The following is a 26,840-nucleotide window of genomic DNA, read 5'->3' as shown; positions in this document are numbered from 1 at the left end:
ATGGTATACAAATGCACACGCTGTAAAAGGGCAGTTGAGATCGATTATCAGTATAGCGGCATCCGCTGTCCTTACTGCGGTCACCGCATCCTTGTAAAGGAAAGGCCCGTGCTCGTAAAGCGCGTTAAGGCTGAATGATCATTACCACGGCCCGAAAACCTTCTTCAAAGATCCGGACATTCTGCAAGCATCTGAGCAGGTTCACGGGCTGTGATTATGTTCCCCGCGGTAAAACCAGCCTGCAAGAACTTGGAGCTGAACCTTTTTTGATGGTCGGTGAATATAAAGGGAACCCGGGAAGTTTTATTTTTTTCAATAATAGAGAGCCTCTTCTTTCCATCCGCGCGAATGTTTCCCTGGATAGAGAGGTCAATCCGGGACAGGAGCCGGCTATTCAGGGAAACCTTCCTTTAGCCGCTGCGCTGAGCAGGGCGACAGGTTTTAAATTGGGAGGATGCTCGGAAAGGATTATCCGTGTCAATGACAAAATTGAATTTGTCGATAAGGATGAACCTGTCATTAGATTGAAAATAATAGGAATCAGAGGCGAGGGGATTGTTCGATCTGTTCAGGAAAGAAGAGATTAATAACCTGAAAGCCAGAGTAGCACAGCTTGAAGAGGAGAACAGCAAACTCTCGCTCCAGCTTGGAAAGAGGGAAGAAAAAACAAGGAGAACAATATCGACCAAGCAGGAAGTAGACAGGGAATTGAATGAATCAAGACAGAAAATCTTGTCGCTTGAGAGTGAGATACAGAAATTGAATATGGAGACAGCAGGTGATTTGAAGTTCCGTTTTTCAGAAAATCTGCCTCGAAGCAGGTTTGAGGATGTTCTTTTTTTGGTCGAATCTGTGCAGTCAAAAACTTCCACACTGGTAAGTATCTATCTTGAACCGGGCGAATCTCTTGGAAACGTGGCAAAAGACAGGATTAATCAGATCGGCATTAATGCGATTTTTCTTATTGAAAAAATTCAGTCATCTGTGGGAAAAGCAATCTTTTACGATATCGGCGGGATTATAAGATTGGCAATGATCCCGGTATTCCCGATATCTCATTCTGAATACGCGCTTGAGCGGAGATTCAACCTCGAATCATTGAAAAAAAGCATGGACAGCGATAAAACCCTAGTCATAAATGCTCATGCGGGCGAGACATTCGCAGGCATAATCGAAAATGATGCTTTCGTGGAGCATGACGTCGTAAGGAGCAGCGTGATGGGGAAACACTCAAAGGGCGGCTGGAGCCAGAAGCGTTTCCAGAGTCTTATTGAAGAGGATGTGAAGCACCATTCCGACAAGGTAAGGGCATCGCTCGGTCTGATGATCGAGAAACATAAGGATATACAGTATGTCATCGCGGGGGGAGAGGGGAAGTTGATAAAGATGATTATGGAAGGGTATAATTATCCTTTGATAATGAAAAGCATGGATGCGCAGGGTTTGAACCCACAGCAGGTGCTGAGAGATGCGATGTCGGTAAGGATGTATGGGATTTAGTACTGCCGCTGTATTTTAAAAAAGTTTTGCTGTTGAATAACAATATATTTTCAATTGAAAAAAATCAATCCGAGAGGAGATTCAACTCCCCTCTCAGCTTTTCAGCCCTGTTCTGAAACCGGGCGCGCTGGACATCATCTTTCGCTCGCTCGATCTGGTGTTGTACCTCTTCAATCATGCCCTGCAGGCGGGATTTTTTCAGGTCTCTTTCGATCTGGTCCTCGATGACTGAATCCTTACATCCTTAAAGTATTATTTCGATATCCAGCTCTTCTGCCAATTCCTTGTATCTGTTACGGATCGTTACCTCGGTGATGCCTGCGACCTCGGCGACCTCTCGCTGCGTTCGCCTGTCACCGCACAATATGGAAGCGATGTATATCGCAGCTGCGGCAACACCCGTTGGGCCACGTCCGCTCGTGAGTTCTTTCTCGGAAGCCTGCCTGAGAATTTCCACAGCCTTGGACTGCACCTCGCCGCGCAGGTTCAACCCTGAGCAGAACCGTGGGACATAATCGATGGGTGAGGTGGGGATCAATTTCAGACCGAGTTCCCTTGAGATGAACCTGTATGTTCTCCCGATCTCCTTTCTGCTCACTCTTGAGACTTCACCTATCTCGTCAAGCGTCCTTGGAACATTGCACTGCCTGCATGCCGCATATAGTGCTGCTGCTGCCACGCCCTCGATGCTCCGTCCTCTTATCAGGTTCTTCTCCACAGCCTTCCTGTACACCACTGCTGCGGTCTCCCTCACGTTCCTGGATAACCCGAGCGCCGATGCCATCCTGTCAAGTTCTGACAGCGCAAACGCCAGGTTTCGCTCCGTGGCATTGCTAACACGGATGCGGCGCTGCCATTTCCTGAGCCTGTATAGCTGCGCTCTGCTCTTTGATGAGATGGATTTGCCGTATGAGTCCCTGTTCCTCCAGTCTATCATGGTGGACAGGCCTTTATCATGGATAGTATAGGTCATGGGTGCGCCTACACGTGAGCGCTTCATCCTCTGGTCATGGTCAAAAGCCCTCCATTCTGGTCCCTGGTCTATAAAGTCGGCGTCAACAACAAGACCGCATTCGTTGCAGACAAGTTCTGCACGTTCATAATCATGCACAAGGGTATGACTTCCGCACTCCGGGCACTCCACTGTTGCTTTCTCGAACTGGCCGAGCTTCTGTTTTTCTTTCCGCTCCTTTATACTTTCCTTGATTTTTTCGCGTTCAGATTTCTCGACTTCCTTAACTTTTTCAACTTCTTTGATCTTCTCAACTTCTCTCATTTATTCACCTTGTTCAGAACTACTGCAAGTAGACTCTTTCATTTTTCAACTGTCTGATTTCGGACTCTGGCACATTTTTGAATATCCTGACAGAAAAGTAGGGGTTATTTACCGGACCGAAAAGTTCTTTTATTTTTCCGATCCTCCTCATCTTTTTTGTAATCACTGTAGAGTCCTGAAATGGAGCACCTTTTTCAGTGGTCTTATCAGAACGAACTATCAACAGATCATCAATAATATGAAGAACAGTTCCCAATCTTTTCAATATTCGCCTCTACGGAAGTGACCTATAGAGGTCATCTAATATTTATAGGTTTCGCAATTCATTTATTAAAGGGATTTTATGATATTTAAAGGTTGTGAGATTGTTGCAGCCCTTGCGCCCTTTTGATCAAGACCTGCTCCCATTGCGATATTGAATGCGGTTTCATCAGTGATCAGATCTTCCGGGGCATGTGTATCCGTATTTACGGTAAGGTTCGCTCCGGTTTCTTTTCCCATCCTGACCACATGGCCATTGGTTCGGTTGTGACCGTTACGCGAGGTTATTTCGAGAGTTATATCGTTCTCCCTGGCAAGTTCTGCATCTTCTACTGTGATTAAACCCGGATGAGCTAATATGTTGATATCCAGCGACACTGCCATATGGTTAGTGCCTGGGGATACTGGCTCAACAATGGTCTCACCGTGCACCACGATAATTTCTGCCCCAAGGTACCTTGCCTTTTCCACAAGCCTTGGCATCTTTGCCGGTGGAACGTGGGTCAATTCCACCCCTACAAAAATCTGGATATCATAATCGTCTTCGAGGAATTTTACCGTCTTAATGCAAGAAAGAACATGCTCGATATTTGTGAAATCGGCATGATCGGTTATTGCGATCGCCTTGTACCCTTTCACAACGGCACGCCGCACGAGTTCACTCGGTATAAGCTCGCCGTCGCTGAAAGAGGAATGTGTATGAAGGTCTATCATTTTTGTCCCCGGCTTTTATTTATTTTCTGTGCTATCTGCTTTGCTAGTATGGATTTCGGACCTTTCTTATCTACAAGCACCCTGCCGCTTGTGGCCCACCATGATTTGGGATGAGCTTTTTCAGGTTCCACTATGGGAGTAAGGTTCAACTCAACGGCTGCTTTCTCTATCTCCTTCAAAACGGGTGATTTCACCGAATCCTTCATGGAAAGGATCCTGCCTTCAGCCCTTGATTTGGTGGCGTCGAGATAAACTGGCCATATGACAAGCTTGGTTTTGTCCTTCAACATTATGCACCTGTTAGCTTTTTAAAACTCTAATACTTTTCTGAGAAATCAGAGTAGAGATGACATAATTAAATAAACTGAGGCCGAAATCAGAGCTGCAACAGGTATCGTAAGGATCCAGGCACCAACAATCTTCCGCGCAATACCCCACCTCACGGCAGAAAGCTTATCTGTTGCTCCCACCCCCATTATTGATGAGGAGATCACGTGAGTGGTGCTCACAGGAATTCCCAGAGCCGCCATGCTTGCAAGCACAAGACCGCTTGAGGTTTCAGCGCTAAATCCCTGATAAGGGCGCAAGCGCGTAACTCTCTGCGCCATTGTTTTCACAATACGCCACCCGCCAAAGAAAGTGCCCAGACCGATTGCTCCCGCGCATGAAACGATCACCCACAACGGAATAGGAAGTCCGCTGGTGCTCATAGGTGTCGATATGCTCGATGAAACAAGAAGGATTGCGATAATCCCCATCGTCTTTTGTGCATCATTAGTCCCGTGCGTCAGAGAATAAAACGCCGAAGAAAAAAGCTGAAGCCTCCGGAAATAGTGGTTAATGGTGGAAGGATGGGATTTCCTGAAGCCTCTCATTATTAAAAGAGCAAAGAAAAACCCTATGACGAGGCCGATAATGGGGGAAATTACCATGAAAAGCACAATCGTTTCGACACCTTTAGCATTGACGGAACCTGTCCCGGCAGCAGCTATCCCTGCTCCTACAAGGCCTCCAACCAGGGCATGGCTGCTTGATGTGGGAAGAGCCAGGTACCAGGTGATTAGATCCCAGATTATAGCACCCATAATAGCTGCAAAAATAAGGTTTACAGTTATGACATGGCTGTCAATTATGCCCTTTCCCATAGTTGTTGCGATGGCCGTGCCAAAAACAAGCGGGCCAGCAAGATTGAAAATGGCAGCCATGGTAACAGCTTTTATGGGGGAAAGTACCTTTGTTGCCACTACTGTGGCAATGGCATTGGCCGAATCGTGGAATCCATTGATGAAATCAAAAACCAAGGCAATGATAATAGTAAAGATGACGAAAATTTCCAGAACGATCGCCTCTTAACTATTTTTTACAACAATGTCGCTGATAACGTTTGCAGCATCCTCGCATTTGTCTGTTGCAAACTCAAGGCGCTCATACACCTCTTTCAATTTCATTATTTCAATCGCATCCTTTCGTTTGAAAAGCTGGGCGACCGAGGTTTTATAAATATCATCGGCAATATTTTCAAGGCGGTTTACTTCGATACACCTTTTTTCGATTTCCTTGGGGTTCCTGAGGTTCCGTAATCCCGAAAGGGCGATATTTAATTCAGTGGTCTGCTTTACAAGTACTTCAGCCAGCTTTATCATGTTCTCTTCCGGCTTTGTTATTTCGTATAGAACACAGCGTGCTGCGGTGCCATCGATATAATCAAGAACATCATCGAACGCCGAGGCAAGCGCTGATATATCCTCGTGGTCGATGGGGGTAATGAACGTCTTGTTGAGCTCTTCAAATATCTCATGAACAAAATCATCTCCCTGATGTTCGATATCCTTTATCGCCTGTTGTTTTTGTTTGATATTGTCGTAATTTTTTAGCATATCAAGGAAAGCATTCGAGCCATCAAGCACGTTCTGTGATTCATTTTCAAGCATATTAAAAAAGTGTTTATCCTGAGGAAGGATCCATTCTTTAAGTCCCATGTTTCAATCTCCTTATCCTAAATTAAGTTATAGCTAAAATCGTTTTCCATTTATAATGAAGACTTCGTTATTCATACGGATTATAAGTACGTATGGTTCTTGCGACAAAGGGAGAATGTCAATTCAACTCCGCCCGTTCGCCTGTCACCATGAACACCACGTTTTCACAGAGATTCGTTATGTGGTCACCTATCCTCTCAAGATACCTTGCCACAAAGGTTAGGTGCTGGGCGCCGGTTATCTTTTTTGGGTCCTCGATCATATAGGAAATCAGCTCTCTTCTTACCTGGTCAAAGAGCATATCGACTTCATCATCCCGCTTTGCAATAGTCTTTGCAAGCTCCACATCCTTATTTTCAAAAGCGGTCATGGTATTCGCCAACATTTGCTGGCATGTCTCTGCCATTCTCGGTATGTCTATGAGCGGCTTCACTGGCGGCACATTAGCTGTAATCTTTGTAATAACCGCTATCTCTAAAGCAAGGTCACCCATCCTTTCAAGGTCAATGGACATCTTTAATACCGAGATTATAAGTCTCAAATCCCTCGCCATAGGCTGCTGGAGTGCGAGCAGTCGCATGCAGCCCTCCTCAATGCTCTGATCGAGGGCATCAATCTCAATATCCATATCAATGACCTTCTGGGCCATTCCCACATCCCGATTCTTGAGGGATAGAACCGAATCTCCTATCGCCTTGCCTACAAGGCTTCCCATGCTGACTACTTCCTCCCTTAACTTATGAAGATCTCTGTGATACGCTTCGCGAACCATATTATCCAAACCTCCCGACTATGTAATCCTCGGTACTCTTTTCCTGTGGCTTCTTAAATATCTGATTTGTTTCTCCAAACTCTATTAACTCTCCATAAAGAAAGAAAGCTGTAAAATCGCTTACCCTTGCTGCCTGCTGCATATTATGCGTTACTATAATAAGGGTATATTTTTCTTTCAGTTCCATCATTAAATCTTCAATCTTGCTTGTGGATATAGGGTCTAAAGCTGAGCAGGGTTCGTCAAACAGGATAACCTCTGGCTCAACAGCTAATGCTCTTGCGATGCAGAGACGCTGCTGCTGACCGCCTGACAGACTCACACCCGATTTATTGAGGTCATTCTTCACTTCGTCCCATAGTGCGGCTTTTTTTAGACTCTCCTCGGCAATGTTATCAAGGATCTTTTTATCTTTCACTCCACTGAGCTTCAATCCAGCCACAACATTATCACTAATAGACATCGTAGGGAAAGGGTTGGGCTTCTGGAATACCATACCTATGCGCCTTCTTATGTCTACAGGGTCGACATCGCTTTCATAGATATCCTTGCCATCAACCAGTACTTTTCCTGAGACTTTTGCCCTGGGTACAACTTCATGCATCCGGTTGAGGCATCGGATAAATGTGGATTTTCCGCATCCGGAAGGGCCTATGATGGCGGTTATCCTGTTTTCCTGGAAACCAAGATCAATATCTTTTAGAACATGCTTTGTTCCGAACCATGCATTGAGGGCTTCAACGGTAATCTTATTCTGCACTTTTATACTCCTATTCTTACACTGAATATCTTCTTCTGATAATGAACCTCACACCAATATTTAAAATAAGAATCAGAATGATCAGAATGAGGGCTCCTCCCCAGGCTTTGGCATGCCAGTCAGGGAAGGGTGTTATTGCATATGTGTAAATCTGCACCGGCAGTGTCGATATTGGTTTGTCTATTCCGCTAGCCCAGAACATGTTCCCAAATGAAGTGAAAAGGAGAGGCGCGGTCTCACCAGATATTCTTGCGATTGCCAGTAATGCTCCAGTGATTATACCGCTCCTGGCAGTGCTCAAAACAATATATAATGTTGTTTTCCACCGCGGTATCCCAAGGGCAAGGGAAGCTTCTTTAATTGATCCAGGCACAAGTTTGAGGGACTCCTCGGTAGTTCTCGTAACAATGGGGATCATCAATACAGAGAGAGCTACCCCGCCTGCAATTGCAGAGAAGCTTCCAAAATAAAGGACTATGAAGGTATAACCGAACATCCCTGCAGCTATCGAGGGCGTGCCGGTGAGGACATCAGCCACGAAACTTACAAAACGTCCAAACCTGTTTGCCCCATATTCTGAAAGATATATCCCTGAAAGAATGCCTATGGGAAGCCCGATTAAGCAGGCAATCCCTACGACTATAAATGTCCCCTGGATAGCGTTCCCAAGCCCGCCTCCTGCTTCACCCACAGGTTTGGGGAGCTGTGTAAGAAAATCCGGGTTTATAGATGATATCCCATTGATGGTTACTGTGTAGAGGATGCTCAGCAGTGGGATTATGGCGATAGCAACGCAGGCGGCGGTCAGGAAGGACATAGTTCGGTCAATTAATTTTCTTTTATTCCATTTCATGCCCTCTCGCCTCCTTCCACATTAAGCATTTGACGAATCCGTCTAAAAAGGTGGATATCATTGGATTCATCAAACTTCCACACCAAAATCCTGGCTGCTATGTTGATTATGACGGATATCACCAGAAGCAAAAACCCGATCTCAATAAGAGATGAGACGTAAAGCTTGGACGGTGCCTCCATTAACTCGTTTGCAATAACCGATGCCATGGTATCTGATGGCGCGAAAAGGGATGCCTTGATGTGGTGGCTGTTCCCGATGACCATGGTTACTGCCATTGTTTCGCCGATAGCACGTCCAAATCCAAGAATTACCGCCCCGAATATTCCAGATCTGGCATAGGGGAGTACCGCAATCCGTGTGGTCTCCCAGCCTGTAGCGCCGAGAGCGATGGCTGCTTCCCGCTGTTGCGTCGGCACTGTCATGAGGACTTCCTTAGACACCGATGAGGTTATCGGGATAATCATTATTGCAAGTATCATGCCACCGGTAAGCATGGACGGACCGTACATTGGTCCCTGGAAGAGCGGCAGAAAACCAAGATATGTTGAAAGAGGCGGCGCAAGATAGTCGTGGATGAACGGGGCGAGAATGAATATGCCCCAGAGCCCGATAATGACGCTTGGGACGGCGGCAAGCAATTCTATGATGAAAGATAGGGGCGTCCTCAGCTTTTCCGGAGCGAGTTCTGAGAGAAATATCGCTATCCCGAGGCTAAATGGGACAGCTATGAGCAGGGCAAGGAATGATGAAACAAGAGTCCCGAAGATAAAAGGCAGGGCGCCGAATACCTCTTTCACTGGATCCCATACAGAACCTGTCAAAAAACCCGTGCCAAAAGCATCTCTTGAAAGTTGAGACTCTATAAAAAGTTCCCTGAACAATAAAATTGCAAGGATTATTATTCCCAGAGCAAATGAGCCGACTACAGCTTCAAAAATAAAATCGCCTGAGAGTTTGCTCCGGCTGATACGGAAAGAAGGCAATCTCGATCTATCCATCTAGATTAGCGGTTGTCCGTTGTAGTTCATAAGTTTTATGGTTTTTTCATTCAGACTTACGACTTCTTTTGGCAGCGTCACATACTGGAGATCGGAGGAATAACTCTGTCCATCGTGTACTGCCCACCAGAGGAATTCAGCCAGTGCTTTACCCTTGGTCAGTTCTGCCTGGTTTTTGTAGACAAGAAGATAGGTAAAGCTGCTTATGGGGTATGAATTGTCTCCCGGGGCATTCACAACACTTACGGATGACCAGCTTGCGTCGCCTGCGGGCAGCGTTGGCACAGCTCCAGCAACGGCGCTTGCCGTTGTCTCAAGTGTGGGTTCAATGAATATCCCTGCCTTGTTCTTGATATATGAATAGGAGATGTTGTTCTGAGCCTTGGCATAGATAAGTTCGACATACCCTATAGCGTAAGGGTTCTGGCTCAAGATACCTGCAACGCCCTCGTTGCCTTTCCCGCCAAGACCGACAGGCCAGTTGACTGATGTACCTTTTCCAACCTGTGATTTCCAGTCAGGGCTTACCGCTGAAAGATAATCCGTGAATACGAAAGTCGTGCCGCTTCCATCGCTCCTGTGTGCTACGATAATGTCTTTTGGCGGGAATTGAATATCAGGATTAAGTGAGACTATCCTCGGGTCGTTCCATTTTGTGATTTTTCCAAGGAAAATGTCAGCAATTACATCGCCGCTCAAATTCACTCCCTTCTGTATGCCGGGCAGGTTATACGCTACGACCACTGCACCTATGGTTTCGGGTATTTGCAGGATGCCTGTAAGATTTTTATATACCTGCTCTGAGAGAGGCGCATCACTTGCGCCAAAATCTACCGTTTTTGCAGTTATCTGCTGTATTCCCGCACCGCTTCCCACGCTCTGATAATTGATCTGGATATTTGGATTTATTTTGCTATGTTCCGAACTCCATTTGGATATCAGAGGGTATGGAAATGTTGCACCCGCACCATTTAAGGTTATAGTTGCCGGAGGCTGCGCCGTTGTTTGTACTGTAGGCTGTACTTGGGCAGGCGGCGTGCTTACACACCCAGCTACCAGCACGCCTGCCAGAATCAAAATTAGTATTATCTTTAATCGATTCATTTTCTTTTTTTCACCAGCAGGAATTTTAGCATCAAATAATATATAGCTTCTCCCAAGAATCTATAGATGCTATAGAAAATCAGTAAATTATGATTCCAGGGAGATGTTTAGAGGAGATATAAAATCTAAGCCTTATTGAATGCATGCGATAGCAGGTTCAATAGAATACGTAATTGCAGGGGGCTTTAAACCAAACCTTAAACTGCAAAATTCTCTGATTTGTGTAAGGCTTGTGAGGGTATATTCTCTCGGTGAGTTCTTAATTTCCAAGATTAAATTTCTTGCATTTGTCTTTAATATGTTTTTGAAAACTTCCCTGAAATTTATTTTTCCAAGCCCTAGTGGAAGGTGGCGGTCTCCAAACATTGCTTCTTCAGACTCCAGAATGCCAAAGTTATCATGAAGATGCATTTGATGTATGTAGCCACCTAATTCAAAATAATCTTCCAGGGATAATCCATAAGCATTGGAGGCAATAAACGCATGACCGATATCCAGATTTATCTTTAAATGCTCCGAATCTACCATTTCAATCATATGGAAAATTTCTCCAGGAAACACACCAACTTTATTTCCACCGTTCCTGTCAAACAGGTTCTCCAAAAGGAGGATGACGCCGTATTCTTCGGCAAGACCACATATATGTATTAAATTAAGAATATTCAAGTTAAGACATTTTCTTCCGCCATTCTGACTGCCTGGATGAACAACTATATATTCTGCTCCTATTTCTGCGGCGATTATGAAGACCTTCTCCATAACAGTAAAAATTTTTTCATTATTGGTTGAAAAATCGATCTTTAATCTTTCAATCCTGGAGTCAATGTGTGGGGCATGGATAGTGAATTCAGTGCCAAAAGATGAGGCAAGATAGGCAGTTTTAGACAATAGTTCCTTCTCTTTTTGTTCGTCTAAAAAATCCATTCTATCAAGACCAAGTTCAATGATATCCACTTCACATGGATCTATTGCTCCTCCAAAATCTTTTATCTGAGGAGAGTTTATGCCAATTTTTGTATTCATATATTATAGCTTCACGCTATATGTAATATATTTTATCTCAATAATCTATATATTCTAAAGAAAATCAGTATAATTAGATTTCCTATCAAAGAGCTGCAATCACTCTCAAATCTTTTCTGGCGAGTACTTTACAGCCAGCATCCTTATCACTCCAAGCACCAGCAGCAGCGCTGAGAGGGCGAAAATAGTTTCATATCCAAATGATTTGGAGTAAAGCCCGACAGTGACCTCACGCATAGCTATTAAAATCGTGACGTCGGTTATGTCGGTGAGTTTGATTCTTTCGAGTTTCGAATAGTCTGCAAAGGTTTTGAAGAACTCAATTACAATAAAAAGCGTGAGAACATTAGTAACTATTTTGTTAAAACCGCCCTCCACCGAGTCTATCGCCACAGAGCGCATATCAAGTAAAATCCGCAGCATCCCTGCGATAAGGGTTAACAGCAATATATACAGGACGATGGTAACAATGGAATCAGTAATTTTTTTGAAAAATTTTGGATGGTCAATCATTTAAATACCATCATCAAAGCAAGTAAGAAAAGAAGAATTATCAGAAAAATTTCAATCCTATTCAAGCTCATTTTTTAAGATCAATAAGGTCGAGGATAAATGCAGATTCAATCCGGTTTCATCATAGAGTAACCAGTTTAGTTATGGATGCAGAGCATATATGATATTCTTCAGCTATTGCCTGCGTTGCTTTTGCTAATGCATCCTGTGCATTCAATCCATTCACTACAAATTCCTCTCTTTTTTCGCAGATGTATATCAGAATGTCAAGTGTATTCATAGTCTCAACTCTTCCTACTTGGCAGAAAATCCGCCGCGCAGGAACAGGTAAATCTCCTTGTCTTCCTGATTTATTTCCATAAATCCTTCTTCCGGTGGAAATCGTGTGCCGCAGGAGAGGGATTTTTTCATAATTTGTTTCTTTTCTTTCATTTCTATCACCATATCGAAATTCCACCCACAGAGTTATATAATTTATCACAATAATCTATATATGCTACATAAAATCAGTAGAAAATTATTCTGTTCATTGGCCGTTATTTTGATAATGGATACGCTATGGCACAGTTCTCGCATTAAACCAGCATACCTATATGTTCTCATTCCATTTTCTTTTACCCTTTAAATTCAAGATAATTTCCCCCGAGACACCGAAAAAATACGATAATGGTAGCCCGATATACAGTGCAGCGCCAATCAATCCCAGGGCTTTGGTCCTTCTTGTAGTTTTATCTATTTCCAAGTATAATATGTCCTGGCTTTTCTCTCCTGTCAGGGAATCATAAATCATTTTAATGCTCTCCGAGGCTATTTCTTTGCTCCACGAAATGCATTCTGACAGAGGCGTTCTTGTTCCGCCAAAGGAGGTTTTTCTGTTTATGATGGATTTCCTAAGTTCCTCTGAGGTTTTTCCCTCAAAAATTGTGTATCCGTTGCCTATCATATTTATTGAATGGGCATCGCTGCTCCCCAGCTTTGCCAGTCTTCCTGAAGTGAAGGTCTGGGCCATTAAATTAGAGTAGGCATCACGATGGTATGCATTGAATACTTCCACTCCGTCCAGTTTTAAATTATGTATTTTAGTTTCGAGAGAGTGGCAATATGGGCTAAAAGGATGTGCAGCTATAGCAATACCTCCCTGGCCGTGTATAAGGTCTATAGTCTCAGGAGCGCTGCGCATGGGTTTGATCTCTTCCTGGATGAACAGCGCCAGGATCTCTCCGTCTGCGCTTGAAATCTCTTCTCCAACTACAACCTCGATATCCCGTGAATGTTTTTGGGCGATGATAGCACCCCGGATTGTGTTGTGGTCTGTTATGCAAAGGACATCAAGTTCTTTCCTGCGGGCAGCCTCGACGGCTTTAACTGGCTCGGTAACAGATTCAGGGAAATGAATAAAAGAACATTGTCCGAACCCTGAATACCTGGTGTGTACGTGAATATCTGCTTTGCCAATATGATTCTTCTGTTCGATATTTTCCATGCAGAACGATTATTACATTAACAAAATAAAGACTATCTTAGTAAAATATATAATGTATATAGATTCTTACCCTTTGTTCCGACCGTAGCGGTTGGGGTATTAACATAAAATAAAAAGTTAATATATTCTAATATTCTATATTCTAATCATATAAATATAATATGGACAATCTACGCCGATTTTTTCTATACCCAGGCGAGAAGCAACTGAACTAAAAAGTAATAGAACTTGCTTCCGCTGAGCAGCTCTTTAATATTTACCACTTTAACTTCTTCTTCTCCTTTTAACGCCTGAAACCTTCCTTTGCACAGTTCAAGATTAACACATCCAGCAACAGCTCTGATCCCGATGCGGTCATGTCCATCGGGCTCATGGCAGATAGCGTAAAGAGGATAGGAAACTATGCTGCATAATCGCTGAGTTAGCCATTGATGTCTCTAAAAGTATATAGGCTAAATAGAAGGCAGTTATTTTTTTCTCAAGCAACATTTCAAGGTATGATTTACGGATTGTTAGTCCTCACCTAATCCTTTATGTTCTTCGATAACCCTGTTTGCAAAGTCCATATTGCATTTTGTAGAGGAACTAACCGAATCGTTGATAAGCTTAAGAGATAGTTCCTTAGATAAATAGAATATATAATCTATATACATAAGTTATTTAAAAACCTCTGACTAAGATTTAATTAACACTTGAATGAACGCTATGAAAACATTTTGTGGGGGCTTTAATTTTAGCAAGTTGAGTCCTTGCCCAGACCGTATTGAAGGGGATGGAAATGGCAACGGTAGAAAACATGATATAATAGAACCTAATCATGATTATAATTATATGAGAATGCACCTTGATCAACTTGAGGAAAAGATACTGGCGTTCATAGATATTGGGACAAACTCTATCCGACTTATACTCGTCAGACTCAACCCCAATCATTCGTATACTGTGCTGCGGCAGGAGAAGGAGGTTGTCAGGCTCGGCGAGAACGAGTTCAAGAGCAATCACCTCCAGCCAGAGGCAATGGAGCGAGCGGTTCTGGTTTGCAAAAAGTTCGCGGAACTCGCAAAATCCTTCGGCGCTGGAGAGATTATCGCTATAGCCACTTCTGCGGCACGGGAGGCGAAAAACCAGGTAGAATTCCTTGAACAGCTAAAAGATGAGGCGAAGCTGGAAGTCAGGGTCATACCTGGAAAGGAAGAGGCACGTCTCATCTATCTTGGGGTCTCGAGCGGAGTCCATATTGGCAAGAGGAAGGCAATCTTCATCGATATAGGGGGAGGGAGCACGGAGCTTGCGATAGGCGATCAGTTCCAGCAATATTACGTCGACAGCTTCGAACTAGGGGCAATAAGGCTCACTACTAGGTTCATTCAGGATGGGGGGACAGCACCTGTGCCACAGGATGTTTATGCAAGGATGAAGCTGTACATCAAGAACAGAATTCTCAAAACAGCTCAATTCATGAAGAGTGCGAGGATAGAGTGCGCTTTCGGAAGTTCAGGCACTATCGTTAACCTGGCCGAGATAGCGATGAATCTGCATGAACGGGACGGCGCAGGAAGAAACCTTGTCCTGAACTACAAGAATCTAAGGAAGGTAGTTTCGACACTCTGCGCGCTTGCCCTCGATGAGAGAAAGAAGATCCAGGGAATCAACCCCGAGAGAGCGGACATAATCGTTGGGGGCGCTGCTATCCTCGAGACAATAATGGAGGAGTTCGGGCTTGAAGAGATTACAATCAGCGACAGGGGCATAGTCCACGGAATGCTCATGGATTACCTGTCAAAACATGAAGGGTTTCCGCAGTTCCAGGAGATGTCTGTCAGGGAGATGAGCGTGCTCCAGCTTGGAAGATCATGCAATATCAACGAGCGGCACGCCAACGCTGTCATATCTCTTGCACTTTCGCTTTTTGACAGTTCTAGGAGGATCGGGCTGCACGACATGGATGAACGGGAGAGGGAGCTATTGAAGTACTCTTCGTTCCTGCACGATATCGGCGGCTTCATAGCATTTAAAAGTCATCATCTCCACTCGCATTACATAATAGGCAACACAGAGCTCCCCGGCTTTGACCAGATCGAGATAAATATAATGGCAAACGTTGCCAGGTTCCACAGGAAGAAGCTTCCAAAGAGAAAGGACCAGGCTTTAGCTCTGCTCGATGAGCACTCTGCGAATACCGTGATTATCCTATCCATGCTGCTGCGCCTTGCTGAGAAACTCGACAGAAGCCATACCTGCCTCGTAAAAAAGGCAGAATTCACCGGGAAAGATAGAACAAAAGTCGATCTCGCTATATGGCCTGATGGCGGCTGCGAGCTTGAAGTGTGGGGTGTAGAGTCGAATGTGAAAGCATTCGAAAAAATATTCAGGAGGAAGCTCAATTTGAATGTAATCCAGGGCTCTCATTGGAACCGTGAATTCTCCAGTCTTAAAATAGGGAGGGAAACTGCCGGGGTTGAGAATGCACTGCATGCATAAGATGTGATTATAACTTGTCTTCTTAGGTAAGTACCAATCATTCACGAAATGACCATTTACAACCATTCTAATCACACGGCTTCTGCTGGTTTTCTATATAGATTATAGAGATTAAGTATATAACATCAGAATTTTAACAATAATTAAGGGTCATTCGTTTTTGCCACCTGATAAAAAAGGAATGACCCATGAAGCTGATAAACGGACTGGGAGGCCTATATAATGAAATTAGATAATATCGAGCTATTCAAAGAAGAGATTTACAGGAAAGATCTCCAGCTCATTCAGAAGATTCACAGAAGAGACATTTTACTCATTGAAGAGAGGTTTAAAAAATGGGAGAATGGCAACGGCTGGGATAACTTTATCAGAATGGTGGAAGGTGTTGCAGATAATGGCAAAGAAGCGACCAATGTTGAATTCACACCCATTAAGATGATGTGTAAGTTCATTGAGAACGGCGGCGATCCTTTAGTCTATCTTAAGGCGATCAGCATATCGTATCCAGAGCACCCCTTCTGCCAGATTCTGATCGAATCCGAGACCGTTGGGCAGTTCTTAAACAGGCTTAAACCGCTGGAAGCGAAGCTTCCCATCATTTTCCATGATAATGGTAAGAAATGGCTTTCTGATTTGTTTGAAGTCTCAAAAGGGTTTGTAAGAGAAGAGTATGAATCCGAGACACAGAGCGCAGTAAATACCGTGGATGCATGCGCTTGATATATATCTCTTCAGAAAAATCAGAATGTAGTATGAGCAGTTCTGAGCCAGGTCAATAAATACTTAGAAAACAATTCGCATGATGAGAAAGGGAGTTTCGGGATTGGGATGTCGAAAATTTACTACTGATCAACAGGATGCCTGTATTATGGAAAAACAACAGATGGATATAAATTCCGAGGAGAGTGTTATTGAAAAGCCATTGAAAATCAGTACGGAAAGCGTTTCTCTTGATGATCCCGGAAACTTCATCAATAGTGAGCTTAGCTGGCTCAAATTCAATCAGCGGGTGCTTGAGGAAGCAATGGATGAGCGCCAGCCAGTCCTGGAAAGAGTGAAGTTTCTGGCTATTTGTGGAAGCAACATCGATGAGTTCTTCATGGTTCGGGTTTCATCCCTGCGGCGTGCCACAGGGACGGTCAAAGCACGCCCTGACAGGATGTCACCGTCAGAACAACTGGAAGCGATTCAAAAAGAGTTAATTCCACTTATTGCTGATCATGCACGCGGCTGGTATGAACTCTTACCAAAGCTCCACAGCGAAGGTATCCATATCGACAGATATAGCGACCTTGAGGAAGAACAGAAGGTTCTTCTGCGACGCTTCTTCGAATATGAAATATTTCCGACCCTAACCCCTCTGGCATTCGATGCGGCTCATCCTTTTCCATTCATTTCCAATCTCACGATCAATATTGCTGTTGTGGTCAGGGTAACTCAAGGTAACTTTGAAAAACAAATGTTTGCACGCGTCAAGGTACCCACCTGTTTATTCCCGCGCTTTATCGGTGTGCCGGAAGTGGAAAACGGTAAGAATACCGAACACAGCGCTGCCAGCTGGAAAAACACCCACTTCGTCCTGCTTGAAGATCTCATTGCCGCAAATCTGGACATGCTCTTCCCGGGCATGGAAGTGGTTGCATCGTATCCTTTCCGCATCACGCGCGATTCTGAAATTAAGGCTCATCTGAATGGGGAGTATGACCTTGCGACCCAGGTTGAGGAAAGTATGGAGTTTCGCCGTACCGGGCCGCCAGTGAGGCTTGAAGTGGATGTATCCATGCCCGACGACATCCGTCACATGCTTGCCAATAAACTTGCACTGCCTTCCTACCTGGTCAGTGATATAGAGGGTATCATGGGGACTGCAGATTTATGGGAATTGATGAGACTGGACCGCCCCGATCTGAAGGATAAACAGTTTCTTCCTTCAAATCCTTCATTCTTAGATAACGAAAAAAGAATTTTCCCGGCTATGCGCAACCGTGATGTCCTGTTCTACTATCCTTATGACAGTTTTTTGCCCTTTATCAAATTCTTACATCAGGCTGCACAGGATCCTGATGTGCTGGCTATAAAAATAACGCTTTACCGGATCGATGCCAATTCCCCCGTCATTGATGCACTTATTAAGGCGCGGCAGAATGGTAAGCAGGTGGCTGTTGTTGTGGAACTGACAGCGCGCTTCGATGAAGAAAAAAATATTGGGTGGGGGCATGCACTTGAGCGGGCGGGTGTGCATGTGGTATACGGGAGACCGGGACTGAAGGTTCATGCCAAATTATGCCTTGTTGTCAGGAGAGAAGGAAAGGAAATAATCCGATACGGTTACCTTAGTTCGGGGAACTTCAATTCCGTCACAGCCAGGATCTATGGCGACCTTGGCTACTTTACCTGCAACCCGCAGATCTGTGCAGATATGTCCCACCTCTTCAACGCACTCACAGGTTATTATGGAAAGCAGAAGTATCACAAACTCCTTGTTGCGCCTTATGATTTGCGACGGGAATTCCTGGGACGCATCGAAAGAGAGATCACACGCCATAGAGAGCACGGGGACGGATATATGGCATTCAAGAACAATGGCATAACTGACATGGAGATAATCCTGGCTCTTTACAGGGCGTCTCAAGCAGGTGTAAAAATCGACCTGAACGTGCGCGCCCTGTGCGCCCTTCGCCCCGGAATTCCGGGGGTAAGTGAGAATATCACTGTAACATCCATTGTAGGACGTTTTCTCGAACACGCACGAATATACTATTTCAGAAACGGCGGGGATGAAGAGGTCCTGCTCGGAAGTGCGGACCTCAGGACACGGAACTTTGACGACCGGGTGGAAACGCTCTTCCCTGTGGAGGATCCGGATATAAAATCTGTGATAATCAAGGATATACTCAATGTCCACCTGAAGGACAATGTAAAAGCAAGGCGGTTATTGAGCGATAGTACGTACGAGCGCGTTACACTTTCTCCCGGAGAGAAAGAGATGAATTCGCAGGAGTGGCTGATCGGGAACAGGGGGTTGTGGCACGGTGATTTCTAAGAGGAAAGGATCTCTGAAAAACTTCACTGGATATTGCCTTTTCGGAGCGGATAGACTTCGCCCGCTTCTTCGGTCCCTTTCCAGGGAGATAGAAGGCGTGCGTGAGGCGAAGGACATTGAGTTCATTCACAGGATGCGAGTCGCATCAAGGCGGATCCGCTCCTGCCTTCCACTTTTTGAAGAGTGTTTCCCTCCTAAGAAGTACAGGGACTGGCGAAAAGAGATCCGCAATATCACTCGCGCTCTTAGGGAGGCACGGGATGCAGATGTGCAGATAGCTTTCCTTAAGGCATACACCGAGAAGCTAAAAGAGGAAAGCCTCCGCCCTGGTGCGCAGCGCTTCCTCCTGCGCCTCAGGCAGCGCAGGGAGCGGACGCAACCGCGTGTGATCGAGGCCATTGACAGGCTTCATGAGAGTGGCGTGGCGGAGGATATGGAAAAGTTGTGCCGTAAGATGCGCAAGGGTAGAGCTGAAGTCAATTCTCCAAAGATTTATCAAAAAGCGATTGTCCACATAACAACGCGGCTTGATGAGATATTCGCTCATGAAGCCTCAGTTTACATCCCTGAAAATATAAAAGAGCACCATGCCATGCGTATTGCTGTAAAGCGCCTTCGCTACACGATGGAGGTGTTTTCACCCCTTTACGAGGAGGAACTGGAGAACCAGCTTCTGGTCTGCAAAAAACTCCAGGATATGCTCGGAGATCTGCACGACTGCGATGTATGGATGGAATATTTGCCTCAATTCATGGATGATGAACGGGCATATTCTCTTGATTATTTCGGGCAGGACGACTCCTTTGGGATTCTTGAGCCCGGACTGCTGCACTTCCAGCAGCATCTGCGCGAGCGCCGTTCTGCGATATACGAGGAGTTTGTAGCATACTGGAAAGATATTCAGGAGCAGAATATATGGAATGACACGAAGCAATTTATCCAGTTAACATTCGATGAAAAATCTAAGAATCAGGCAAAAGTAAAATAAGTATGGAGTGTGAAATATATGAAAGATAAGAAAAAAAGCAAGAACACCAAAGTATCTTCGTGGTGGGAAGAGAGACCTAAAATACTGCGAAGTACGACAAAACCTAAACTTGCTAAAGCAGAAACAAAAATAAAGAAAGCTGAGGCAGAAAAAGAAACTGCAAACCTGCCTGCTCTGGAGTTATCCCAACCCGCAGAACACGAAGCCTTTCTACTCATTGGGGACGTTCATGCCAACCTGCCTGCCCTGAAGTCTGTCCTGGAAGATGCCAGCAACAGAGAGGTTTCAGAGATATGGAATGTGGGTGACCTAACGGGGTACGGTGCTTTTCCGGATGATGTTGTCAGGAGACTGCGCAAGGAGAACGCCCAGAGCGTGGTTGGGAACTATGACCTCAAGGTTCTGAAGGTCAAGGAAAAGAAAGAGGAAGAGGAGGGAGAGAAAAAAGAGTCGCCTGAAGACTGGAATGCCATCAAGTGGACATATAACAATCTTTCTAAGAAGAACCGCAAATACCTCAAATCTCTGCCTGAGGAACTCAGACTGGAGGCTGGAGGAAAGCGAATACTTCTTACCCACAGGAGCCCTTTGCCCGAAATAGGCCCTGAAACGCCGGATGAAAAACTTCGTGAGTTTGCTCTTCTCGCTGATGCTGACGTGATAATCTTCGGGCATTCGCACCGTCCCTTTTCCCGTCAGGTTGATGGTGTATGGTTTATTAACCCCGGGGGCGCAGGAAGGCAGGATGATGGTGATCCTCGAGCCAGCTACGCGATCCTGTGGATAAACCCCTTTGAAGTGAAACACTACCGTGTCGACTATGACGTGGAGAAAGCCGCAGCAGCCATACGGGAAAACGGCCTTCCTGAGGTTTTCGCCCAGATGACTCTTCAGGGGCTATCACCAGATGCGGTGGCTCAGGAACTATCAAAGAAGAATGAAAACCGCCTGGAGGAAGTTCGGAAGACAGCTCGCAGCGTTTCCTATAATGAGGGGCACAGTAGTCAGGTGACAAGGCTGGCTATGCGGCTCTTCGATGAACTCGGAGAGCTTCACGGCCTCGGTGCCGAGGAACGCTTCTGGCTCCAGTGTGCCGGCATACTTCATGATATCGGGTGGATCGAAGGGCAGAAGGGGCATCACAAGACCTCACTCCGCATCATCCTTGCCGAGCCGCACCTTCCCTTTGACGAAAGGGAACGAAATATCGTAGGTTCAATCGCCCGTTACCACAGGAGAGAACTTCCAAATAAAGGGCACCGGTACTTTGCTGCTCTGCGACGGGACGAGCGGCAGAAAGTAAAGGCGCTGTCAGCGATTCTTCGCGTGGCGGACGGACTGGATTTCACGCAGCAGAGCCTTGTTAAAGATATCACATCTGAGGTTTCCCCCGAGCAGGTGATTGTCAATTGTGCTATTTCAGGGGAAGCAGAAACCGAGAAGGACAGAGCCATGAAAAAAGGAGATCTGTTCGAGAAGGTATTCAATCGGGACCTCGCAATTTCATTAGACCTTGTACCATGAAGAAGAATATCCTGAAAGAGATGGGCGAAGAAGAGTTCCTCCTGCCTGAGCTAGTGAACGCGGCGCTTGTGGCCAATGACAGGATTAAGTACTATTTCACGCTGCTCCAGACAGCCCAGTCCAGTGCTCTGCATCCGGACCGTGAATTCCCCAGTCTTAAAATAGAGAGGGAAACTGCCAGGGTTGAGAATGCGCTACTTGATAGTGTAGTGCAGGAGGCAGAAGGACTTGGTTCCGGGACATATCGAATTCCCTATGCAGGAGAGATACTCTCAGCTATAAAAGCATGCATGCAGGAGATGTCTCTTCCCATTCTGGCACGTGGGGAGGCGCACGATTTTGATAAACGATTCACAGAGCTACTGGAGGGCTGGCCAGATGGCGGAGAAGAAGCCCTGAGCGAGCAGTTTCTCCAGAAGATAACTTCGGGCGACCGAAAAAGCGGGGACAGCCTCCACCTCCTCGTGATGGACATGCACAGGGTACTGAATTCCATGCAGGGAGAGCTCTCGCAGGAGAATATCAACGGGGCCATGACCTACCTGCTGGAGGAGAACGACAGGGTACTGGTCAGGGCGTTCATGGCGGGGGTTAACCGCACAGCACCTCTCAAATTTGATCACGCCGGCCTGGGGACAACCGCCACGCGCATGGGCTCAAGGCTCGTCATTCAGAACGATATAGGCTTGACCGATGCGCATGTGCTGGTGGTGAACATCGAAGGAATGACTGCCTCCATCGTGCACACAGATATTCATGTGCCCAGGCTAAAATTCTTCCAGAGCCTTTTCGACGCATGGGATGTGAAGTGGGAGGATACCCTATCAAAGCGCGTCGGTGATCAGTTCGAAAAGGAGACATATAATCTCTTGACAGGGAGATATACGGCCAGGGACCTGACAGATCTTGGGGCCTTCTTTACCCACCTTGGATCAAGGCTAGTGTTCCTGATCGACTGGAACAGGGCACGTAAGCGGCTTGGGAACTTCCTCCCCAATAAAGACTGCATCACAGTTCTTAAATGGGCGGCAGACAATGAGGTTGGACATATCGCTTTCTTCAACCTGGGCGGGGAAAGGATCATCTATGACGCCCTTTTACTGTCTGTGCCCTGCGGAGAACCACTTCATCAAAGATTGGGCCGTGAGAAGTGCATGGAATATTTTCAGTGGGTGCTCCAGACGGCAGCGACCGATCTTTTGGCCGGCAATTCCCGATCTCTCATTCATAATGAAATAAAGGCTGAGCTCTTAGGACAGCTCGGATCCGCATATGATGATCTCATGGGATTGTGCGAGGAGCATGCATCACTCATAATCGAAGCAGCAACCGCGGTGAGCGATTCCCTTCTCCATCGTGATGGGGACGTCGCAGCCCGCAGTGCGCAGAAGGTCCGGGTCTGGGAAGGTCAGGCAGATGAACTCGTGAAGAAGGTTCGAGCCCTTTCCAGGAGGATTGAAGATGCATCGTTCTTTGCCGCGCTGATTAACGCGTCTGACGATGCGCTTGACCATCTCGAAGAGGTGTCGTTCTTTGCCACACTCATTCTCCCGGATGCAGGATCAAGGGAAGTCCATGCTGATCTGCGCACAATGGCCGAGATAGCGCAGAGGTGCAGTCAGGAATTCTTAAAAGCCCTCATATCTGCCCGGGAAGTTCATAAAGGTTACAACCGTGATGAGATGGCGGACTTCCTCAGGGCTTCGGACAGTGTGATGGGCCTGGAAATGGAGTGTGATGAGGCGCTGCGGAAAACTGTGCAAGGGATCCTCAGGGAAAGTGAGGACGATAAGGGGTTATTGGTTTGCTTTGAGCTTACCCGCAGTATCATGACATCTATAAGTTCTCTCACGAATGCTGCAGGCATCATGCATGAAAACATTCTCGAAAGCATAGGGAGATAGGTTTTATGCCAAGCGATGTTCCAAGAATGGTTACGTTCGGGCATGGCCGCCAGGGCGAGATAACATCTGAGGATTTCGGAAATAAGGCAGCTTATCTGGCGAGAATAGCAGAACTTGGGATTCCAGTTCCACCCGGCTTCTCTTTGAACGTTTCAATCTGCGAGGAATACTACCGGAATGGAGGGAGACTCCCCGGAGACGTGCCTGACCTCCTGCGTCAGGGAATCGCATTCATTGAGAGAGCCACAGGACTGATATTCGGCGGACGTAAACCGCTTCTTGTATCGGTGAGATCCGGTGCCCCGGTCACGATGCCCGGAGTTATGGATACATTGCTGAACGTGGGTCTCAACAGGGAAACACTTCGGAGAATGATATCCCTGACAGGAAACCCCCGCTTTTCCTGGGATTGCTACAGGAGACTGATGGAAAACTTCGGTGAAGTAGTGTTCTCGCATGACGCCGGGCAATACAGATCGCTCTTAAAGGATGCCATGAAAAAAGAGGGTGCACTGGATGAAGTGGAGCTGGAATCCAGCAGTCTTAAGCGCCTTGCAGGGGAATATGAAAGGATATTTCTGGAGGGAGGCCACAAGATCCCGGAGGACGTTCATGAACAATTGGAGCTTGCTGTGGTCGAAGTCCTTCGGTCCTGGATGAACCCCAGGGCGCAGGCATTCCGCAAGATGAACCTGGTGAATAATGTCCGCGGGACCGCTGTCACGGTGCAGGCCATGGTCTATGGGAACATAGGTCCGCGTTCCGGGGCAGGCGTTGCCTTCACGAGGAACCCCTGGACAGGGGAGAACGAACTCCTGCTCGACTTCAAGTTCGGAGCCCAGGGAGAGGATGTGGTATCCGGTGCACGATCAACCGTCACACAGAGAGAGCTGCTGGAAACCATGCCCCAGTTAGATCAGGAACTCCTTGCTGTTGGCAGGAAGATCGAATCCCATTTTAAAGATATGCAGGATATAGAGTTCACGGTGCAGGAGGGGAAGCTCTATATCCTCCAGAGCCGCGACGGAAAGAGGTCGCAGCTTGCGGCTCTTAGAATTGCCATAGAGCTGTGCCAGGAAGGAATCATCTCGCCGCAGGAAGCGCGGGAGAGGCTTCGAGAAGTGGATATCGAATCTATCAGCATCCAGAAGGTAATCTCTCATGATTCTCCCCTTGCTGCGGGAATATCCGCGTCCAGCGGTGTAGTCTCTGGTCGAATCGCATTCACAGGCGAGGTGGCGGAAAGGTTCTCTGCTGACGGGCCTGTTATCCTGGTCAGGGATATGGTCACCCCTGACGACATTCCGGGAATCGCCATCTGCGCAGGAATACTCACTGCCCGCGGGGCAAGAACCTCACATGCTGCAGTAGTTGCCCGCCAGATGGGCAAGGTCTGTATTGTGAACTGCACTGATCTTGATATTGACGTTCCCAATCATAAGTGCCGGCTGGGCAGACGGGAGCTTTCTGAAGGAGATGAAATCACCCTGGACGGAAATGCTGGCTTAGTGTATCTTGACCATGGAAAAGTGGATGTGGTATATGAGAAGCCACTCGCGCTGATCGACGTCGTTAAAAGCTGGGGTACTATATAATTGTAATATATTCAATAAAAATTTGTAGATAAATAATGAGAACTGAAAATAAGAAAATATTCCTGGGGGGTTATTCCAGGAATACCGAAAGGCGATACAGATTATCGGCGTTTTTGTTTTTAGAAAAATTCCTCTCATCGACAAATATCCTGGTCATGCCAAAGCCTTTTTTATTTTACTTCGCCTCTTCCGAAATAATATTTCCAATCAACAAATGCGTGAACCATTTATCATCAGCAGGGATGATATACCAGGGAGCAGTTTTTGTATTGGTATTTATTATTGCTTTTTCATAAGCCTTTTGATAATCATCCCAATAACCACGCTCTATAATATCGCTGGAAGAAAATTTCCAATGTCTTTCTTTGTTTTCAATTCTTTCTAAAAAACGTTTACATTGTTCCTGCTTCGACAAGTGAAGAAAAAATTTCAAAATACGTGTCCCACTTTCTGTAATACTTTTTTCAAAATGATTGATTTGCTTGTAACGCTTCGCCCAAAAATTTTTGTCTATTTTCTCAATGGAATCAATACCAGGAATTCGTTCCACCAGAACTATTTTCGGATGTACTTTTGAGATAAGTACATTTTCATAATGCGAACGGTTGAAAATAGCTATCTGTCCATGTTCTGGCAATTTTTGATAATGACGCCATAAATAATCATGTTCTAATTCTAAATCGGAGGGATGTTTAAAACTATGAACCAAAACACCTTGCGGATTAACACCACTCATAATATGTTTAATGCTGCCGTCCTTCCCCGAACTATCCATACCTTGTAGAATAATCAATAAAGACTGGCGATTCTCGGCATATAATTTATACTGAAGTGCCGCTATTTTTTCCGTATCATTAAGGAGCATCTTCTTTAATTCTTTTTCCTCAGGCTGCTTAAATGTCGATGAAGTCTCTAATTTTGAGAGCTTAAAATCGTCCTTAGATTTCACCTTGTAGTTATCTATATGCATAATCATATTATTAAACACATTTCGAGGACTTATTTTAGTAACAGAATAAAAACCGAATCAAAATCAATGCTTCAGTTTATATCGTATTGGTAAGAGTTTAAAGTTTAAAAGTTTTTGGTTGAGCAATGATACAACTTTTTTATAGACAACTAATATTAACTTTGTTTTATAAGCAGAGCTTACATTTTATAAAACAACCCAGACCCAAGCAAACAAAAATCAATGCGTCAGCTTAGCTCGTACTGCGTGAACATGTCGACACTTTTTTGCCAAAGTAGATAAGCCCTTACGGTGAATTGTAACTCAGTATCCCTTCTATCTCCTGTGTTAGTTTCGGTGTTTGTTTTGAACATCCTTGGAATGGAAAAAGCAAGAATATATGATACCTCAAATGCGATTATTATCCCTAAAAGTTATGATTTATTAAAATCGCCCATATAATAAGAACAACCGTACCAAATATTATGAAGCGGGTGAAGGACTTTTTTATCAATTGCATAAGTTCAGGCGGTCCTGACAATTTTACAAATATCATATTACTGCCTACGCTTATTATACTTGCAAGGACAACGGTTATTGCAGCCGTATTGTATGAAACCGTGTGGTTAACAGCAAGCGCCGTCACCGACGCGATTACCACTGCGCTACTTATAAATCCACCCAGCGCAGTCGCGTAAACTCCTGCAACACCTGCCCACAGGTAAGCAAATCTTGAAATAAAAGATAATGCCGTGAACCCGAAGGCAAATTTTACCGCCGGAGATAGCGCAAACGGGGACTGCAATTGTATTGTCTCGTTTGAAACCATATGGTTACTTGATTTAATAGCTGTGGCTGCGAGAAACAGGATAATGACAATCTGCACAGGAGCCATCAATAAAAGCACTTTTCCGCTCGGGTCTACAATCAATGCTATGACCATGTTCCTTGCCAGCGTTGCAGCATTTGAAAGGATAATCCCCAGGTAACTGGATTCTATTAACTCGGTTCTTTTTTTTGCCATCGCAGCAAGGGCTCCTGTCGTTGCCTGACTGTTCACAAGCCCGCCAAGCATCCCGGAAACAGGTAAACCGCGTTTTGTCCCGATCTCCTTCAT

Annotated in this window: 28 protein-coding genes; 10 read left to right on the top strand and 18 right to left on the bottom strand. The window is 45.5% G+C overall.

Annotation, left to right across the window (positions count from 1 at the left end):
* Genes O8C65_06115 through O8C65_06105 form a run of 3 tightly spaced genes read left to right on the top strand, consistent with a single transcriptional unit; the run spans position 1 to position 1,500 of the window.
* Positions 1–138, top strand: coding sequence for a DNA-directed RNA polymerase subunit P (locus O8C65_06115; protein ID MCZ7356490.1), 138 nt, complete (start codon positions 1–3; stop codon positions 136–138).
* Positions 135–587 (top strand): hypothetical protein, encoded by a 453-nt coding sequence (locus O8C65_06110; protein ID MCZ7356489.1) that lies wholly within the window; start codon positions 135–137, stop codon positions 585–587. The genes O8C65_06115 and O8C65_06110 overlap by 4 nt, the downstream gene beginning before the upstream one ends.
* Positions 556–1,500, top strand: coding sequence for a Vms1/Ankzf1 family peptidyl-tRNA hydrolase (locus tag O8C65_06105; protein MCZ7356488.1), 945 nt, complete (start codon positions 556–558; stop codon positions 1,498–1,500). The genes O8C65_06110 and O8C65_06105 overlap by 32 nt, the downstream gene beginning before the upstream one ends.
* Positions 1,501–1,744: 244 nt before the next feature.
* Here the strand turns inward: O8C65_06105 and O8C65_06100 are convergent, their stop codons facing one another.
* From O8C65_06100 to O8C65_06025, 16 genes are all read right to left on the bottom strand, one after another.
* Positions 1,745–2,776 carry a transcription initiation factor IIB gene (locus O8C65_06100; GenBank protein ID MCZ7356487.1) on the bottom strand — a complete coding sequence of 344 codons (1,032 nt, stop codon included), beginning with the start codon at positions 2,774–2,776 and terminating at the stop codon, positions 1,745–1,747.
* A gap of 19 nt (positions 2,777–2,795) precedes the next feature.
* On the bottom strand, positions 2,796–3,041 hold the full coding sequence (locus O8C65_06095) for a Gar1/Naf1 family protein (protein MCZ7356486.1): 246 nt from the start codon (positions 3,039–3,041) through the stop codon (positions 2,796–2,798).
* Positions 3,042–3,106: 65 nt separating this feature from the next.
* Complete coding sequence (locus tag O8C65_06090; protein MCZ7356485.1) at positions 3,107–3,751, bottom strand: histidinol phosphate phosphatase domain-containing protein; 645 nt, start codon at positions 3,749–3,751, stop codon at positions 3,107–3,109.
* Positions 3,748–4,041: a signal recognition particle protein Srp19 gene (locus O8C65_06085; GenBank protein ID MCZ7356484.1), complete on the bottom strand. Its 294-nt coding sequence runs from the start codon at positions 4,039–4,041 to the stop codon at positions 3,748–3,750. The genes O8C65_06090 and O8C65_06085 overlap by 4 nt, the downstream gene beginning before the upstream one ends.
* 45 nt (positions 4,042–4,086) lie before the next feature.
* Positions 4,087–5,052 (bottom strand): inorganic phosphate transporter, encoded by a 966-nt coding sequence (locus O8C65_06080; protein MCZ7356483.1) that lies wholly within the window; start codon positions 5,050–5,052, stop codon positions 4,087–4,089.
* A gap of 48 nt (positions 5,053–5,100) precedes the next feature.
* The gene (locus O8C65_06075) at positions 5,101–5,730 is read right to left on the bottom strand and encodes a DUF47 family protein (GenBank protein MCZ7356482.1); all 630 of its coding nucleotides are present in this window, start codon (positions 5,728–5,730) and stop codon (positions 5,101–5,103) included.
* A gap of 118 nt (positions 5,731–5,848) precedes the next feature.
* Positions 5,849–6,502: a phosphate signaling complex protein PhoU gene (phoU, locus tag O8C65_06070; protein ID MCZ7356481.1), complete on the bottom strand. Its 654-nt coding sequence runs from the start codon at positions 6,500–6,502 to the stop codon at positions 5,849–5,851.
* A 1-nt stretch (position 6,503) separates the two neighbouring features.
* Positions 6,504–7,262, bottom strand: a complete 759-nt coding sequence (gene pstB, locus O8C65_06065) for a phosphate ABC transporter ATP-binding protein PstB (protein MCZ7356480.1) — start codon at positions 7,260–7,262, stop codon at positions 6,504–6,506.
* A gap of 16 nt (positions 7,263–7,278) precedes the next feature.
* Entirely contained in the window at positions 7,279–8,115 is an 837-nt protein-coding gene (gene pstA / locus O8C65_06060; protein ID MCZ7356479.1) for a phosphate ABC transporter permease PstA, read from the bottom strand.
* Positions 8,112–9,116: a phosphate ABC transporter permease subunit PstC gene (pstC, locus tag O8C65_06055; protein ID MCZ7356478.1), complete on the bottom strand. Its 1,005-nt coding sequence runs from the start codon at positions 9,114–9,116 to the stop codon at positions 8,112–8,114. Before pstC ends, pstA begins: the two co-directional genes overlap by 4 nt.
* Positions 9,117–10,220, bottom strand: a complete 1,104-nt coding sequence (gene pstS, locus O8C65_06050) for a phosphate ABC transporter substrate-binding protein PstS (protein MCZ7356477.1) — start codon at positions 10,218–10,220, stop codon at positions 9,117–9,119.
* Between the two features lie 132 nt (positions 10,221–10,352).
* Positions 10,353–11,243, bottom strand: a complete 891-nt coding sequence (locus O8C65_06045; protein MCZ7356476.1) for a sugar phosphate isomerase/epimerase — start codon at positions 11,241–11,243, stop codon at positions 10,353–10,355.
* A gap of 105 nt (positions 11,244–11,348) precedes the next feature.
* Positions 11,349–11,756: a phosphate-starvation-inducible PsiE family protein gene (locus tag O8C65_06040; GenBank protein MCZ7356475.1), complete on the bottom strand. Its 408-nt coding sequence runs from the start codon at positions 11,754–11,756 to the stop codon at positions 11,349–11,351.
* A gap of 121 nt (positions 11,757–11,877) precedes the next feature.
* Positions 11,878–12,036 (bottom strand): hypothetical protein, encoded by a 159-nt coding sequence (locus O8C65_06035; protein ID MCZ7356474.1) that lies wholly within the window; start codon positions 12,034–12,036, stop codon positions 11,878–11,880.
* 14 nt (positions 12,037–12,050) lie between these two features.
* Entirely contained in the window at positions 12,051–12,200 is a 150-nt protein-coding gene (locus tag O8C65_06030) for a hypothetical protein (GenBank protein ID MCZ7356473.1), read from the bottom strand.
* A gap of 145 nt (positions 12,201–12,345) precedes the next feature.
* On the bottom strand, positions 12,346–13,239 hold the full coding sequence (locus O8C65_06025; GenBank protein MCZ7356472.1) for a hypothetical protein: 894 nt from the start codon (positions 13,237–13,239) through the stop codon (positions 12,346–12,348).
* A gap of 831 nt (positions 13,240–14,070) precedes the next feature.
* Here O8C65_06025 and O8C65_06020 point away from each other — a divergent pair.
* The 7 genes from O8C65_06020 to O8C65_05990 all read left to right on the top strand — a co-directional run bounded on the left by O8C65_06020 (position 14,071) and on the right by O8C65_05990 (position 24,774).
* A complete protein-coding gene (locus tag O8C65_06020) occupies positions 14,071–15,720 on the top strand; it encodes a Ppx/GppA phosphatase family protein (GenBank protein ID MCZ7356471.1) in 1,650 nt (549 codons plus the stop codon).
* A gap of 222 nt (positions 15,721–15,942) precedes the next feature.
* Entirely contained in the window at positions 15,943–16,440 is a 498-nt protein-coding gene (locus tag O8C65_06015) for a hypothetical protein (GenBank protein ID MCZ7356470.1), read from the top strand.
* A 148-nt stretch (positions 16,441–16,588) separates the two neighbouring features.
* Positions 16,589–18,763 (top strand): polyphosphate kinase 1, encoded by a 2,175-nt coding sequence (gene ppk1 / locus O8C65_06010; protein MCZ7356469.1) that lies wholly within the window; start codon positions 16,589–16,591, stop codon positions 18,761–18,763.
* Entirely contained in the window at positions 18,753–19,751 is a 999-nt protein-coding gene (locus tag O8C65_06005; protein ID MCZ7356468.1) for a CHAD domain-containing protein, read from the top strand. Before ppk1 ends, O8C65_06005 begins: the two co-directional genes overlap by 11 nt.
* 18 nt (positions 19,752–19,769) lie before the next feature.
* Entirely contained in the window at positions 19,770–21,275 is a 1,506-nt protein-coding gene (locus tag O8C65_06000; protein MCZ7356467.1) for a YfcE family phosphodiesterase, read from the top strand.
* Positions 21,161–23,179, top strand: coding sequence for a hypothetical protein (locus O8C65_05995; GenBank protein MCZ7356466.1), 2,019 nt, complete (start codon positions 21,161–21,163; stop codon positions 23,177–23,179). Before O8C65_06000 ends, O8C65_05995 begins: the two co-directional genes overlap by 115 nt.
* Before the next feature lie 5 nt (positions 23,180–23,184).
* Positions 23,185–24,774 carry a PEP-utilizing enzyme gene (locus tag O8C65_05990; GenBank protein MCZ7356465.1) on the top strand — a complete coding sequence of 530 codons (1,590 nt, stop codon included), beginning with the start codon at positions 23,185–23,187 and terminating at the stop codon, positions 24,772–24,774.
* 175 nt (positions 24,775–24,949) lie between these two features.
* Here the strand turns inward: O8C65_05990 and O8C65_05985 are convergent, their stop codons facing one another.
* Positions 24,950–25,723: a hypothetical protein gene (locus tag O8C65_05985; GenBank protein MCZ7356464.1), complete on the bottom strand. Its 774-nt coding sequence runs from the start codon at positions 25,721–25,723 to the stop codon at positions 24,950–24,952.
* Between the two features lie 427 nt (positions 25,724–26,150).
* Positions 26,151–26,840 (bottom strand): DUF4010 domain-containing protein (locus O8C65_05980; GenBank protein ID MCZ7356463.1); only part of this gene is annotated, 690 nt, incomplete at its 5' end.

It is taken from the genome of Candidatus Methanoperedens sp., from assembly GCA_027460535.1.
GTDB lineage: Archaea > Halobacteriota > Methanosarcinia > Methanosarcinales > Methanoperedenaceae > Methanoperedens.
Note: the sequence above shows the minus strand (reverse complement) of the source record. Positions and strands in the feature narration are given on the sequence as shown.

Excerpts from the sequence above, each read along its gene's own strand:
- O8C65_06085 (MCZ7356484.1), bottom strand. The coding sequence starts at position 4,041 with ATGTTGAAGGACAAAACCAAGCTTGTCATATGGCCAGTTTATCTCGAC.
- phoU (MCZ7356481.1), bottom strand. The coding sequence starts at position 6,502 with ATGGTTCGCGAAGCGTATCACAGAGATCTTCATAAGTTAAGGGAGGAA.
- O8C65_06090 (MCZ7356485.1), bottom strand. The coding sequence starts at position 3,751 with ATGATAGACCTTCATACACATTCCTCTTTCAGCGACGGCGAGCTTATA.
- pstC (MCZ7356478.1), bottom strand. The coding sequence starts at position 9,116 with ATGGATAGATCGAGATTGCCTTCTTTCCGTATCAGCCGGAGCAAACTC.
- O8C65_06100 (MCZ7356487.1), bottom strand. The coding sequence starts at position 2,776 with ATGAGAGAAGTTGAGAAGATCAAAGAAGTTGAAAAAGTTAAGGAAGTC.
- O8C65_06040 (MCZ7356475.1), bottom strand. The coding sequence starts at position 11,756 with ATGATTGACCATCCAAAATTTTTCAAAAAAATTACTGATTCCATTGTT.
- O8C65_06020 (MCZ7356471.1), top strand. The coding sequence starts at position 14,071 with ATGAGAATGCACCTTGATCAACTTGAGGAAAAGATACTGGCGTTCATA.
- O8C65_06110 (MCZ7356489.1), top strand. The coding sequence starts at position 135 with ATGATCATTACCACGGCCCGAAAACCTTCTTCAAAGATCCGGACATTC.
- ppk1 (MCZ7356469.1), top strand. The coding sequence starts at position 16,589 with ATGGAAAAACAACAGATGGATATAAATTCCGAGGAGAGTGTTATTGAA.
- O8C65_06030 (MCZ7356473.1), bottom strand. The coding sequence starts at position 12,200 with ATGGTGATAGAAATGAAAGAAAAGAAACAAATTATGAAAAAATCCCTC.
- O8C65_06035 (MCZ7356474.1), bottom strand. The coding sequence starts at position 12,036 with ATGAATACACTTGACATTCTGATATACATCTGCGAAAAAAGAGAGGAA.
- O8C65_06115 (MCZ7356490.1), top strand. The coding sequence starts at position 1 with ATGGTATACAAATGCACACGCTGTAAAAGGGCAGTTGAGATCGATTAT.
- O8C65_06025 (MCZ7356472.1), bottom strand. The coding sequence starts at position 13,239 with ATGGAAAATATCGAACAGAAGAATCATATTGGCAAAGCAGATATTCAC.
- pstS (MCZ7356477.1), bottom strand. The coding sequence starts at position 10,220 with ATGAATCGATTAAAGATAATACTAATTTTGATTCTGGCAGGCGTGCTG.
- O8C65_06000 (MCZ7356467.1), top strand. The coding sequence starts at position 19,770 with ATGAAAGATAAGAAAAAAAGCAAGAACACCAAAGTATCTTCGTGGTGG.
- O8C65_06045 (MCZ7356476.1), bottom strand. The coding sequence starts at position 11,243 with ATGAATACAAAAATTGGCATAAACTCTCCTCAGATAAAAGATTTTGGA.
- O8C65_05990 (MCZ7356465.1), top strand. The coding sequence starts at position 23,185 with ATGCCAAGCGATGTTCCAAGAATGGTTACGTTCGGGCATGGCCGCCAG.
- O8C65_06015 (MCZ7356470.1), top strand. The coding sequence starts at position 15,943 with ATGAAATTAGATAATATCGAGCTATTCAAAGAAGAGATTTACAGGAAA.
- pstA (MCZ7356479.1), bottom strand. The coding sequence starts at position 8,115 with ATGAAATGGAATAAAAGAAAATTAATTGACCGAACTATGTCCTTCCTG.
- O8C65_06075 (MCZ7356482.1), bottom strand. The coding sequence starts at position 5,730 with ATGGGACTTAAAGAATGGATCCTTCCTCAGGATAAACACTTTTTTAAT.